The sequence below is a fragment of the Acinetobacter sp. LF10 genome (genome assembly GCF_048585715.1).
Classification (GTDB): domain Bacteria; phylum Pseudomonadota; class Gammaproteobacteria; order Pseudomonadales; family Moraxellaceae; genus Acinetobacter.
This window is the reverse complement of record NZ_CP184160.1, coordinates 1,976,872-1,990,972: the sequence shown is the minus strand read 5'-3', so window position 1 is coordinate 1,990,972 and position 14,101 is coordinate 1,976,872. Positions and strand designations below refer to the sequence as shown.

The 14,101-nt window shown below is 38.4% G+C and carries 12 protein-coding genes; 6 read left to right on the top strand and 6 right to left on the bottom strand.

The window, feature by feature from the left end; genetic code table 11:
- The first annotated feature begins 38 nt into the window (after positions 1-38).
- Positions 39-1,871: a monovalent cation:proton antiporter-2 (CPA2) family protein gene (locus tag ACN19N_RS09670; protein ID WP_420001221.1), complete on the top strand. Its 1,833-nt coding sequence runs from the start codon at positions 39-41 to the stop codon at positions 1,869-1,871.
- 43 nt (positions 1,872-1,914) lie between these two features.
- Here ACN19N_RS09670 and ACN19N_RS09665 read toward each other — a convergent pair whose 3' ends face one another.
- The 4 genes from ACN19N_RS09665 to ACN19N_RS09650 all read right to left on the bottom strand — a co-directional run bounded on the left by ACN19N_RS09665 (position 1,915) and on the right by ACN19N_RS09650 (position 5,914).
- Entirely contained in the window at positions 1,915-3,093 is a 1,179-nt protein-coding gene (locus ACN19N_RS09665) for a benzoate/H(+) symporter BenE family transporter (protein ID WP_420001220.1), read from the bottom strand.
- Positions 3,094-3,200: 107 nt separating this feature from the next.
- Positions 3,201-3,851, bottom strand: a complete 651-nt coding sequence (gene leuE, locus ACN19N_RS09660; protein WP_269238150.1) for a leucine efflux protein LeuE — start codon at positions 3,849-3,851, stop codon at positions 3,201-3,203.
- 72 nt (positions 3,852-3,923) lie between these two features.
- Positions 3,924-4,913, bottom strand: a complete 990-nt coding sequence (tal, locus tag ACN19N_RS09655) for a transaldolase (protein ID WP_420001219.1) — start codon at positions 4,911-4,913, stop codon at positions 3,924-3,926.
- A 107-nt stretch (positions 4,914-5,020) separates the two neighbouring features.
- On the bottom strand, positions 5,021-5,914 hold the full coding sequence (locus ACN19N_RS09650; RefSeq protein ID WP_420001218.1) for a LysR family transcriptional regulator: 894 nt from the start codon (positions 5,912-5,914) through the stop codon (positions 5,021-5,023).
- Between the two features lie 87 nt (positions 5,915-6,001).
- Between ACN19N_RS09650 and aceI the strand changes: the two genes are divergently transcribed.
- Positions 6,002-6,430, top strand: coding sequence for a chlorhexidine efflux PACE transporter AceI (aceI, locus tag ACN19N_RS09645; RefSeq protein WP_420001217.1), 429 nt, complete (start codon positions 6,002-6,004; stop codon positions 6,428-6,430).
- Positions 6,431-6,511: 81 nt separating this feature from the next.
- Here aceI and ACN19N_RS09640 read toward each other — a convergent pair whose 3' ends face one another.
- Entirely contained in the window at positions 6,512-7,078 is a 567-nt protein-coding gene (locus ACN19N_RS09640; RefSeq protein ID WP_420001216.1) for a DUF4291 domain-containing protein, read from the bottom strand.
- Between the two features lie 241 nt (positions 7,079-7,319).
- Here ACN19N_RS09640 and mfd point away from each other — a divergent pair, with 241 nt between their 5' ends.
- From mfd to ACN19N_RS09620, 4 genes are all read left to right on the top strand, one after another.
- Positions 7,320-10,781 carry a transcription-repair coupling factor gene (mfd, locus tag ACN19N_RS09635; protein ID WP_420001215.1) on the top strand — a complete coding sequence of 1,154 codons (3,462 nt, stop codon included), beginning with the start codon at positions 7,320-7,322 and terminating at the stop codon, positions 10,779-10,781.
- A 196-nt stretch (positions 10,782-10,977) separates the two neighbouring features.
- Complete coding sequence (locus ACN19N_RS09630; RefSeq protein ID WP_018678066.1) at positions 10,978-11,412, top strand: HIT domain-containing protein; 435 nt, start codon at positions 10,978-10,980, stop codon at positions 11,410-11,412.
- A 51-nt stretch (positions 11,413-11,463) separates the two neighbouring features.
- Complete coding sequence (locus ACN19N_RS09625) at positions 11,464-12,900, top strand: adenylate/guanylate cyclase domain-containing protein (protein ID WP_269238144.1); 1,437 nt, start codon at positions 11,464-11,466, stop codon at positions 12,898-12,900.
- 34 nt (positions 12,901-12,934) lie between these two features.
- Positions 12,935-13,705 (top strand): hypothetical protein, encoded by a 771-nt coding sequence (locus tag ACN19N_RS09620; protein ID WP_420001214.1) that lies wholly within the window; start codon positions 12,935-12,937, stop codon positions 13,703-13,705.
- A 52-nt stretch (positions 13,706-13,757) separates the two neighbouring features.
- Here the strand turns inward: ACN19N_RS09620 and fdx are convergent, their stop codons facing one another.
- Complete coding sequence (gene fdx, locus ACN19N_RS09615; protein WP_004661453.1) at positions 13,758-14,096, bottom strand: ISC system 2Fe-2S type ferredoxin; 339 nt, start codon at positions 14,094-14,096, stop codon at positions 13,758-13,760.
- Positions 14,097-14,101 lie beyond the last annotated feature (5 nt).

Genomic DNA, 14,101 nt, shown 5'->3' with positions numbered 1-14,101 from the left:
ACATACAATAAAATCAGATAAATAAAAATGAGAACAGTATGAGTTCAGAAGTACACTCAATCAGTTTAATCGCGCCTGTCGTTTTATTGGCTGCGGCTGTAATAGCCGTTCCTATTTTTAAACGAATTGGCTTAGGCTCAGTTCTTGGTTATTTAATTGCTGGCTTAGTTATTGGCCCATTTGGATTCGCATTTTTTCATGATTCTGCTTCGATTCTACATATTGCAGAGCTTGGTATTGTCATGTACTTATTTGTGATTGGGCTGGAAATGCAGCCCTCACATTTATGGAGTCTAAGGCGTGAGATTTTTGGCTTAGGAACTTTGCAAATTATTGCTTGTGCTTTGGCATTAACAGGTGTTGGGCTTTTATTTGGATTTAAATGGCAAGTTGCATTTATTGGTGCAGCAGGTTTTGTATTGACGTCTACCGCAATTGTGATGCAACTCTTGGGTGATCGTGGTGATATTGCACAGCCACAAGGTCAAAAGATTGTCGCGATTTTATTATTTGAAGACTTATTAATTGTCCCATTACTGGCAATTGTTGCTTTTATGGCACCGAATCATGTAGTGGAAAGTACCTCAGCACGTTTGGAAAATATAGGTATTGGTTTAATTGCAATTGCAGGTTTAATCGCCGCAGGTTATTGGTTACTCAATCCTTTATTTAGATTACTCGCTGCGGCAAAAGCACGAGAAGTGATGACGGCTGCTGCGCTTTTAGTGGTGTTGGGTGCTGCTTTATTGATGCAAGTCAGTGGCTTATCTATGGCAATGGGGGCATTTCTTGCAGGCGTGTTGCTATCAGAATCAACTTTTAGACACCAAATTGAAGCCGATATTGAGCCATTTCGAGGGATTTTATTGGGGCTATTTTTCCTTGGTGTTGGAATGTCGCTAGATTTATCGGTCGTGAAGCAAAATTGGCAACTGATTGTGAGTGGCGTTATTGCAATGATGTTTGCTAAATCACTCATGATTTATATTGTTGCTCGTCTGACCAAAAGTCGGCATACCGAAGCTTTGGATCGTGCTTTATTGATGGCTCAAGGTGGTGAGTTTGCCTTTGTTCTATTTTCTGCGGCGGTCACTGCCCAAGTCATTGATAATACAGTTAAGTCGAATCTAACGGCAATTATTGTACTGTCTATGGTACTGACCCCAATCTTAGGCATTCTTTTTAAACGATTTACCGAAACCAAAGATTCAGTTTCTCTTGATAATGTCGATATTGCTGAAGGTCTAAGCGGCAGTATTCTAATGATTGGTTTTGGTCGTTTTGGTCAGGTAACCAGTCAATTACTCTTGGCAAGAGGGGTTGATGTGACGATTATTGATAATGACATCGACATGATTCAAAACGCAGAAAAATTTGGTTTTAAAATCTACTACGGCGATGGCTGTCGTCTCGATATTTTGCATGCTTCAGGGGCTTCGACGGCAGAAGCAATCGTGATTTGTGTCGACAGTAAACAAACAACCAATCGAATTGTGGAATTGGTGACACATGAATTTCCATTAGCCAAAGTCTTGGTTCGTTCGTATGATCGGGAGCATTCACTACATTTGGTTAAACAAAAAGTCGATTATATGATTCGTGAAACCTTTGAATCTGCGATTAAATTCGGTGAAGTCATTTTAGAGCAATTAGGTGTCGATGAAGATGAGGTTCGCATGATCTCAAATGAAATTCGAGAACGTGATAATGAGCGTTTTGAAACAGAAATTGCTGCGGATGATGTCTATGCAGGGGTGGGTTTACAATACTCACATTCCCATCCTCGACCTACAGCACCATTGATTCGACCTAAACAAGCAGGACGAATTTTAAATGGTGAAGAAACTGAAAAGGATGTAAAAGATAGGTAAATCGACTTTGAAATAAAATGGATTTAAATAAGTCTTAGCTAGACTAAGACTTATTTTTTAATTTAAATTTGAATAAAACTAAAACAAAAATGCCCAATAGAAGTCCCCAAAATGCAGAACCAATTCCCCAAAATTGAACTCCTGATGCACTACATAAAAAGGTGAGTAATGCTGCTTCTCGTTCTTCTACGTTTGCAAAAGCCACTGCAATGTTATGGCTAATCGTGGCAAATAGGGCAATACCTGCAAGTGCAACAATAAAAATAGGCGGAAATGACATGAGTAAGCTGACTAAGGTTGCAGCGAAAAGCCCCATTAAAATATAAAACAAACCACAGCTTATACCTGCAATATAGCGTTTGCTTGGATCAGGATGTACTTGATCATCTAAGCTGACCGCTGCACTAATCGCGGCTAAATTTATCGAGAAACAACCAAAAGGGGCGAAAATCGTATGTGCAATACCTGTCCAACCTACTAATTGATTGACGTGAGGGTGATAACCATAACTTTTGATCATGGCGATACCGGGCAAATTTTGAGAAGTCATATTGATGACAAACAAGGGTAAGGCTAGACCCAGTAATGCAGACCATGAGAATGAAGGTTGCATCCATACAGGTTGGGTGAAAGACCAAGTAATTGAATGCAATTTGAAATCAATAAATAGAGGGCAAATCATTGCACCTAAAATCACTGTCAGCACAATGCTATAACGAGGTAATAAGCGTTTTGAAACAAGATAAATTGCCAACATGCTCAAGATAAAACCGAGCTGACTTTCTAAGCTGCTAAAGATTTGAATCCCAAATTTTAATAAAATTCCTGCAAGCATGGCACATGTGAGGCTTTGAGGAATATGCGCCAACAGCTTTTGAAAAATGCCTGAAAATCCAACGATTGCGATCGCGACGCCACAAACTAAGAAAGCACCAATCGCTTCGTAAAGGTCATAATGCCCTGAGGATGCAATGATTAAAGCAATTCCAGGCGTCGACCATGCAGTAGCAACTGGATATTTATATTTCCAAGATAAGATGAGTCCTGATAATCCAATCGCTAAACCTAATGCCCAAAACCAAGAGCTGATTTGCGCTGTATTTGCACCGAGAGATTGCGCCCCTTGAATGACCAGTACCGCAGAAACACTTATTCCAATCAGGAAGGTAATAAAGCCAGCAAAAATGGCAGGAATCGAAAAATCTTGAATTAGACGTTGCATCAATGCATCTATACTTGATTGAAATTTGTTGAAAAGTATATCGTTAATTCGGCGAAAATCGTAGTTTTAAAATGATTGAATGAGTTGACCATATGATCAAAACAGAGTTATGCAAGGGTAGAGGTTGCTAGTCGTAATCCAAATATAAAGAATAAAATGCCTACGCTACAAACACCTCCTGCGGCAAGTTTGTAATTATGTTTGAAAAAGTCTGCTAATTTAACACCTGAAAAAATCAAAGCAGTCAGATAGGTAAAACTGACCAGTTGCACAATGATGGCTAAGGTTAGAAAGCTGAGTGCTGGATAAGCATAATTGGGTTGTACAAATTGCACGAAAAAAGACAGGAAAAACAGAATCGCTTTAGGATTGAGTAAACTGATACTGAGTGCGGTACGATAGGGATGAATTTGATCTAAACGAGGTAAATTAGCCATTTCTGTAGGGTGTGGAGGCTTATTCCATGTCTGATAGGCACTTTGTAATAGTTTGAAGCCTAGATAGGCGAGATAACAAGCACCTGTTAACTTGAGAACGATAAATAAAATCGGAAAGGCTTTTAATAATGATGCCGCACCTAGAACCGTACACAGGATTAAAATAGAATCACCTGTAAATACACCACATGCCGCAGCATAACCTGTACGAATACCATAGCGTGAAGCGACCGACATCACATATAAAGAGTTTGGGCCAGGCAATAACACAATTAAGATTGTACCAATAATAAATGTAGTTAAATCTGTTACGCCGAACACAACCTACTCATTAAAAAACCGATTTTCATTAATATAACAAAAATCGGTTTTTATAGGTGAAAAATAAACTAATTATGCTTGGATCTCGGCATCAATACCAAAAGACTGACGCAGCAATGTACTGAGTTGATTTCGTGCTTTGATAAAGCCATCAATACCACCTTGTAGTAATTGGAAAGCCATTAAATCTTGCTCAAGTTCAGCTTTAAAACTCTCTTTGGTTTGAGTTGTACGTTCAATTTTCTCAGCCTGATGCGCCGAAGTTGAGCTGAGTTGAGCTTCAACAACTTGTTGATCTTGTTCAAGTTGAGCCAATAAATTTGGTGCAATGGTGAGTAAGTCACAACCTGCTAAACCAAGGACTTGTGCTGTGCTACGGAAACTTGCCCCCATGACCTGTGTCGCAATGCCGTGTTGTTTGTAATAGTTATAAATTTTCTTGACTGAAAGAACACCTGGATCGTTTTCGATTGGATATTGCTCGATGCCTTCCGCTTTTTTATACCAGTCTAAAATACGACCGACAAAAGGAGAAATTAGGGTTACTTTTGCATCTGCGCAAGCTTGGGCCTGATGCAAACCAAACAATAATGTTAAGTTACATGGAATCCCTTCAGCCTCTAAAACTTTGGCTGCTTGAATGCCTTCCCACGTTGACGCGATCTTGATCAAGACACGAGATTGCTCAATACCATAGTCTTGGTAAAGTTTAGAAAGTTCACGCGCTTTGGCAATCGTCGCATCAGTATCATAAGAAAGAGAAGCATCGACTTCAGTTGAAACACGTCCATCGATCAATTTTAAAATTTCAACGCCAAACTTCACCGTCAAAATATCAATGCTGCGTTCAATCAGTTCATCACTTTGATAGCCTTCTTGTTTTGCTTGTGTATAAGCATCTTCAATCAGTTGCTTACTTTCAGGTTGTTCAGCCGCTGCTGTAATAAGTGATGGATTGGTTGTTGCATCTAAGGGACGAAATTTTTCAATCGCTTCTAGATCACTACTATCGGCAACAACGGTTGTTAAATTTTTTAATTGGTGTAATGCGGTCTGAGTCATTGATATAGCGTTCTTACTTAAACAAAATTATGGATAACTTCTTTATAGCACAATCTACAGGAAAGCAAAGCATCGCTTTGAATACATTTAAACCTGAGTGATTTACTCTATTTTCTAGGTTGCTGACGTAGTTGTCGAATGTGTTCAATCAAAAATCTAGCGGCAACACCTAACTCGCTTTCCCGACTCCAGACTAAATCGACGTAGTATTCAAACTTTGGGGTGAAATCATAAAGTTCCAAAACTTTTAATTTTTTCTTTAGTTCAGGATTCTCATTAAACATTTCTAAGGGTAAAACTCCCCAACCTAAATTCCGAATAATCATCATACACGCAGAATGATGATTATCTGTGCGCCAATAATCTTTAGAAAATAGTAGTTCTGGCTTGATGCTATGGTTACGGCTAGCCACCACGATTTGGCGCGTCTGCACCATTTGCTCAAAGGAAATTTGCTCAAATTGAGCTAAAGCATGACCTTGAGCAATCACTGGAACAAGAGCTTCTCGTTTTAATTCAACAAATTGTTCACGACTATCTAATTGTTCTCGTTCAAACATGAGTGCAAGTTGTGCAGATTGATCGAGCAACATCTGTAAAGCATCTTCTTGAGGAGCAGAAAAAATATTAATCGTCAGATTCGGAAAATGTTGTTCAAGCAACGTAATGTAATCTGTCCAATTGGTATGCAGTAATTCAGAGACCACGACAATGTTTAAGGTTGACTCTAGCCCAGTGCTGAGCGCATGAGCGTGCTGTTTCCATTGATTGATTTCAATCAAAAGCTGTTGGGTTTTCTCATATAAAACCATTGCCGCAGAAGTTGGTTTCGGCTCACGTCCAAGTCGCTCAAATAAATTGAGATTGAGATCAATTTCTAAGTTGGCAATTGACATGCTCACTGCCGAAGGGACTTTGCCGAGTTTCCGCGCGGCCGCCGAAAATGAGCCTGTCTCAATGACAGTTTGAAACATCAGAAGTTGTTCTTGATTAATATTCATCTGTCAAAAAAACTGAAAGAACCTAATTGGATTAATCAAAATTATAAAAATAAAATGGTGCATATCCAAACAAAAGAGTGTTATAAAATGTTGATTTCCAGAAGAAGACTCATTCATGCAATTAGCTATGAAGTGATCTTATTGGTCATCATCGCAATTGCGTTAAGTTTTATTTTTAGTATGCCACTCGAAGTAACAGGTGTTTTAGGTGTAATCATGGCTGTCATTTCGGTGATTTGGAACATGATTTTTAACCATTATTTTGAAAAAATTGAACATAAACATCAATGGAAACGAACGATTCCTGTGCGTATTTTACATGCGGTTGGCTTTGAGGGTGGTTTGATGCTTGTGACCATTCCAATTATTGCCTATATGATGAAGATGAGTTTTATTGATGCATTAATTTTAGATTTTGGTTTAACGATGTGTATTTTGGTATATACCTTTATCTTCCAATGGTGTTATGACTTGATCGAAGAGCGGTTTTTCCCGAATGTAAAATTTGCATCTTAAACAAGAGTGAGATTTATAAATCTCAAGAAAATTTAAGCTACGGAATAGGGGCTGTTGAAGATTATTCCGTAGCTTATTTTATCAAATATAAACCGTTTCTTTTGGCAGTAGCAGACTTGCTGCTTGCATTTTATTTTGTTGGATTAATCCATGAATCTGATGTGCAAGTGGTGTAATGTCTGTAATCGAAACAATCCATTGATTGACATAGCGTTGAACAGCTTCTTTACTCAGTCCGATTTGTATCGCTCTATGCTCAAGTGGTTGTAATAATAAATCACGTTCAGGATCCCATTGAATTCGTACAGGTGAATGATCTTTGCGTTGTTGCCATTCTTCTTCGCTTAATGACGGATCACGATGACTGAGGCAGCTATGTGCCAATGCCCATTCAAAACCTTCAAGGGTGATGTCTATAGCTAAAATGCGATTTTGCCCATCATCTTTAAATCCCCAGCCAGCACGATACATCATCCAAAGGAATGAGGGTTTGATCCATGTCATTCTTTCCATTTTAAATGGTGGTGAAACAAACGTTTGATTAAGAAGGGCGGCATTTGCAATAGCATCAGAATAAGCTTGATAAACACGAATCGTCTGATCGTTATAAACAGCTCGGATTTGCTGGGTGGGAATATTGGTTATCATGGGTGTGGATTAAATTTCTCTCTTAGTTTTATTGAAAAAATAATTTTAAATATATGGTTTATAAGTCAAATCTTATTGAGTAACCAATTGGTTTATTCACGTTAAATGATGTTGATAGGATAGGGAATAAAATAGCCTAAGTAAACTTAAATCGTTTGGGTGATCAGTCGAATTTATTCTTCAAGTAAAAAACTCCATGCTAAACTAAGCGCATTGTCTTTTCGATTACATGATTTTCTCTATGTTTCAACAAGAAATTTCTCAATTAAACTTAAAACAATTCAAAGCAGGCGAAAAACGCTGGATTGGTTCCTTACTTGGATCGTCAGCAGCATTATTATTCAAAGAAATTGCAACCCAAAGCTCTAATTTGTACGTGATTGTGGCAAGAAATAATCAGCATCTTGCTCAGCTCGAAAGTGAACTCGAATTTTACGGGATAAAACCAACGATTTTTCCTGATTGGGAAATCTTGCCTTACGATCGTTTATCTCCGCATCAAGATATTGTGTCTGAACGTTTGGCGATTTTATCGAATATGCCACAAAAGGGTATTCTGCTGGTTTCTGCAAGTACTTTGGCTCAACGTGTTGCACCATATTCATGGGTGGTGGGTGAACACTTTGATATTAAAGTTGGACAACGACTTAATTTGGAAGTACAGAAAAAGCAACTGGTGCAGGCAGGTTATCGTTTGGTCGATACTGTTTATGATCATGGGGAGTTTGCTGTTCGTGGTAGTATCATGGACATTTATGCATCTGGACAAGATCAACCGATTCGAATTGATTTATTTGATGATGAAATTGAAAGCTTAAAATTTTTTGATCCAGAAACGCAAAGAACCACTGAATCTTTAAAAAACTTCACCGTTTTACCTGCAAAAGAATTTCCTTTAAAAGAGGGACGTTCTACCTTTAGAGATCGTTACGCAGAAAGTTTTCCAACTGCGAATCCTAAGAAAAACCCAATTTATCAAGATGTACTTGAAGGAATTGCAACACCGGGATTAGAGTTCTATTTACCTTTATTCTTTGAGAAAAAGGTGATGGAAGCGCAAAGTATGCTTATGACATACTTACCAAAGAATTGCGTTGTCATTACAAATAACGAAGTTGAAGATGAATTAATCAATTTTTGGAAAGAAGTGGTTCGTCGTTATGAAGATCGCCGTCATAACATCGACCAACCAATTCTTCCACCTGAAGAGCTTTTTTTAATGCCAAATCATGTGTTACAGGCATTAAACCAATTTCCAAGGATTTTAGCTTCAGCAGAAGCATTTGACGAAAAAGTAGGTGTTTTAAATCTTGCAGCAGAACAACCACCAAAGCTTGCAGTTGATCCTAAAAAAGAACAGCCCTTTGAAGCAGTTAAACATTATATTGACCAAGTTAAACATCCTGTTTTATTGGTAGCAGAAAGTGCAGGTCGGCGTGAAACCTTAAAAGATGCATTACGTTCGGTTCTAGGCGACATCCAAAATGTAGAGAGTTTTGTTCAATTTCAGAAAGACAAGCTACAAGTTGCAATCACAAGCGCGCCATTAGATCGCGGACTCGTGCTAAGCAATCAACTCTCAGTCATTTCTGAAAATCAACTCTATGAACATCGGGTAGTGCAACGACGTCGTAAGCGTCAGCAAGAAGTTTCTGAAGAATTTCTTGTTCGGAGTTTAACTGAACTCAGTATTGGTGCGCCTGTAGTACATATCGATCATGGTGTTGGGCGTTATGCAGGCTTAATTACCTTAGAAATTGATCAACAGGATCATGAGTTTTTACAGCTCGATTATGCAGATGGTGCGAAAGTCTATGTGCCTGTCACTAATTTACATCTGATCAGTCGTTATAGTGGTGGCGATCCTGACTTAGCACCTTTACATAAATTAGGTACAGATACATGGAGTAAAGCCAAGCGGAAAGCTTTAGAGCAAATCCATGATGTTGCGGCTGAGTTGTTACATATTCAGGCACGCCGTCAATCGAAACCGGGTTTTGCCTTTGAATTGGACCATACGGGATATATGCAATTCTCTAGTGGCTTTGCCTATGAAGAGACTTTAGACCAAGCCAATGCGATTGAAGCAACCCTCCATGATATGCAGCTTGCCAAACCAATGGATCGTTTGGTCTGTGGTGATGTTGGTTTTGGTAAAACCGAAGTGGCGATGCGAGCAGCTTTTGTTGCAGTACAAAACAACAAGCAAGTTGCGGTATTAGTTCCTACTACGCTATTGGCACAGCAGCATTATGAGTCCTTTAAAGATCGTTTTGCTGATACAGCGGTGCGTATTGAGGTGCTGTCTCGTTTTGGTAGTAATAAAACGCATCTGAAAACGATTGAAGACTTAGCTGAAGGCAAAGTTGATATTGTGGTGGGAACACATAAAATCCTGCAAGAAAACATTCAATTCAAGAATCTTGGATTAATGATTGTTGATGAGGAACATCGTTTTGGTGTTCGTGATAAAGAACGGATTAAAGCTTTACGTGCCGATGTGGATATGCTGACACTCACAGCGACACCGATTCCACGAACTCTGAATATGGCATTCTCTGGGATGCGAGATCTTTCGATTATTGCAACGCCGCCTGCCCGCCGTTTAGCAGTCAAAACTTTTGTTCAAGAACATACGGATGACTCAATTAAAGAAGCGATTTTGCGTGAGTTGTTACGTGGTGGTCAGGTTTATTTATTACATAATGAAGTTGAAACCATTGAAAGAGCAGCAGAAACGATTCGTAATTTAGTCCCAGAGGCACGTGTTGCAGTTGCACATGGACAAATGCGCGAACGTGAACTTGAGCAGGTCATGCAGCAGTTCTATCACAAAGAATATAATGTTCTTGTATGTTCAACCATTATCGAAACGGGTATTGATGTACCGAATGCCAATACGATTATCATTGAAAGAGCCGACAAGTTAGGCTTAGCACAACTACATCAATTACGTGGTCGAGTCGGTCGTTCACATCACCAAGCGTATGCTTATTTACTCGTTCCATCGCTAAAACATCTCAAAGGCGATGCAGAAAAGCGTCTTGATGCTATTCAACGTGCTTCAACACTGGGCGCAGGATTCATGCTTGCAACTGAAGACTTGGAGATTCGGGGTGCGGGTGAATTACTTGGTGAGCAGCAAAGTGGTTCGATGCAAGCAATTGGTTATAGCTTGTATATGGAAATGTTAGAGAAAGCGACCAAAGCCATCCAAAAAGGCAAAACACCAAACTTTGATGCACCTTTGTCATTAACTGCTGAAATTAACCTACATATGCCAGCATTGATTCCAGATGATTATTTGGGTGATGTGCATCAGCGTTTGTTGTTCTATAAGCGCATAAGTAATACGGATACACAAGAGAAGCTTGATAATATTCGGATGGAACTCATTGATCGCTTTGGCATTCCACCACAGTCAGTCAAACAATTGTTTAGTGTGCATCAATTGCGTTTGAAGGCAGAGCAGTTAGGGATTACTAAGATTGATGTCAATAATAACGGTGGATACATTGAATTTTCGCCGGACACACCTGTGCAGGCAATCAGCATTATTCAGTTAATGCAAAAAAATCCAACCTATTATCGTATGGAAGGAGGACAGCGTTTGAAGGTCACAGTGCAATTGGCTGAGTATGATAAGCGGATTCAGTTTATTGTTGATTTGTTAAATAAATTGCTAAATGAGCTGCATAGTTAGTTGAAAAGTATATTTTTTGCTGACGAATTGAACAGCTTGGATTCCCTTTAAGCAAAGAATTTGCTTTTTGTCGGATGTCGATGTAATAAATAAGGAAAATCATTGTTATTTGTAATCAAACAGGCGACTAATAATATTCACATCAAAACTGATGTGATAGTATTGATCATCATTATTATGCATCATTTATAAAGATATGTTTAGTTTGCATCCACAACTTGCTCAAGATACATTTTTTGTAGGCGACTTTCCGCTTTCAACATGTCGTTTAATGAATGATATGCAATTTCCATGGTTGATTCTTATACCACGTGTACCAGGAATCACCGAGTTATATGAGCTTAGCCAAGCTGATCAGGAACAGTTCTTACGTGAATCAAGCTGGTTATCTAGCCAATTGGCACGCGTATTCCGTGCAGACAAAATGAATGTTGCAGCACTCGGTAACGTTGTGCCACAACTGCATTTCCATCATGTTGTTCGTTATCAAAATGATGTTGCATGGCCTAAACCAGTTTGGGGAACGCCAGCCGTACCTTATAGCAATGATGTACTTGCACATATGCGTCAGACATTAATGCTTGCATTACGTGGTCAAGGCGATATGCCTTTTGACTGGCGTATGGACTGATTTAGAAAATAGAATAAAAAACAGTCTTCTATAACAAGGAAGGAGGGTAGGGTGTCACTAGACAGGTTAATAGATAAAGAACCTAGACAGTTCGCTTATTTTCATCGTTTGATGGGATATTCGATATTGTCGCTTATTCTGGTAATTTATACGTTTACCTCTCCCAGTGCTAACTATCAGCTTTATATCCTTCCTTTTTTATTGATCCATTTTCTTATTTGCCCCAAATTAGAAAAATCGCTGCAGTACAAATTTGATAAGAATACTGAAAAAAATGTACTTTTTGGATGTGAATCCATTATTGTTGCGATTGTTTTGGCGGGTTTACATTTAAGTTTAGTTCCTACATTTACCATTTTATTTGCTTTGCTGTATGTCGGTTTAAATAATAAAATTACTTTACCTGCATCATGTTTAATTGGGTTAATAGGTATTCTTTCTTTTTACTTCTGTACTTTTTTTATCTTTGGTGCAGAGGAATATTTTGAACCGACCAATCCAGAACTAACAGTTGTTAGCCTATTTGGTTTAATGATGTTTATTGTGATTGGTAACTATTATCAACATAGAAGAATCAATATTTTAGGACAACAACGTCAGCACTATCATAACCAAATGACACGTTATATTGCCTTTGCAAATCAGCTCAGTCGTTATGCACCATTACAGTTATGGCAGTCGATCATGCGTGGGGAAGCTGAAGCTAAAATTGAATATAAACGTAAAAAATTAACTATTTTCTTCTCTGATATTCAAGGGTTTACTGAGCTTTCAGAAAGTCTTATTCCTGATGATTTAGCTTTTTTACTTAATGATTATTTAAGTCATATGACTGAAATAGCAAAACAGTATGAAGCAACCGTTGATAAGTTTATGGGCGATGCGATTCTCATCTTCTTCGGTGATCCAAATTCTCAGGGTGTTGAACAAGATGCGAAGTCTTGTGTAGAAATGGCGATCGCAATGCGTCAGCAAATGAAATTGTTACGTGAGCGTTGGAAGAAAATGGGCTATCCAGCGTTGCACATTCGAATGGGTATTAGTACGGGTTATTGTCACGTAGGCAACTACGGGGCTTCACATCGTATGGCTTATACGATTGTTGGTCGTGATGTAAATTTAGCAGCACGTTTGCAGTCTGCTGCTGAAGTTGATGAAATCTTAATTGCTGATGACACTCACCAACTGATCAAAGGTGAGTTTTTGTGCGTACCGAAAGTGCCAATTTATTTAAAAGGGATTCAAGGACCTGTTAAAACTTGGCAGGTAATGGAAAAATTCACAGGTAAGAAATCCGATACACAAAAATGGTTTGATTTTGATTATAAAGGCTTCCATCTAGTTTTGAACTTAGAGGAAGTGCAGAATTATGAATATCCAGAATTGGTTGAAATTTTGGAGAATATGGTTCAGCGTATCAAAACACAACAAAAAATTACCAATGCTCAGGGTATTCCAAAACTGACTTTGGATGATGAAGTAAGATAAAAATATTCAATAATTATTTATAGAGTTGAAAATAATGTCTGCATTCGTTTCACAGTATCCATTGGCTATTGATGAGAGCATGGTGGGTGAGTATCCTGCTTTGGTAAAGTCAGGTGCAGGTTATTTTTATGATGATGTTCTTGAATATCGAGTTTGGTGTCATCCAGAACGTGGTGCGCTAGATGAATATGAGGGGCAAGATTATTATTGTGCATTTTCCAGTTATGAAGATGCCCAACAGTATTCCGAAAAAACAGCTGGAGCGGAACATCCTTTGGTTTTGATACGTCAAAGCTGTTGGATTAACGAACCTCAAACAGGCGTATTTACTGCTGATCGTGGAGAACGTTTAACTGAGTGGCAAGTGATTTGGTTGAATAATGCAAAACGTCAAGATGGTGATATTGAAAATTTCTTTGCAAAACGTGGAATTGCATTTACAGGCTATCAGGAAGTGATGGATGCGACGCCTTTCACCAGAGATTTTAATCCGCAAGCATACAAAGCATTCCCACAATATTTAGGGGTTATTGCGTGTTCTTGTGTCATTGATGGAAAATTGCCAATACGTTGGGTATCTCATGCAGGCGGAGATTGGCAAATGTATTGTCATGTGGATGCACATGATTTTTCTGAAAATAGTTTGGATTTTGAGCAAAATATTCAATTGACCAATATGGCACAATTACTCAAATATAATCCAGATTTGCAAATATTATATGATCTACCTATAGATAAAGGTGCTTATAGAGATCATGTAGAGTCTATTTGGCAATATTTTGATGATTATGATGTTGATCAATAAATTTAAATTAAAAAAACTCCTCTAATAAAGAGGAGTTTTTTATGAATAAAGCTTAGTGATTTTCCGAAGCATGATTAATTGTGTATTTCGGAATTTCAATTTCTAAATCTTCATCAACAATCTCTACCTGACATGACAGGCGAGAGTCAGGCTCTAAACCCCATGCACGATCAAGTAGATCTGCTTCAACATCGTTCATTTCTTCAAGGCTATCGAATCCTTTACGAACAATCACGTGGCAAGTCGTACATGCCGCAGACATGTCGCAAGCATGTTCAATTTTAATGCCTTGTTTCAATAAGCTTTGGCATAAATTGGCGTTTTGTTCGACTTCAAATTCTGCACCTTCAGGGCAAATGAGTGCATGAGGAAGAACTTTAATACGTGGCATATTGA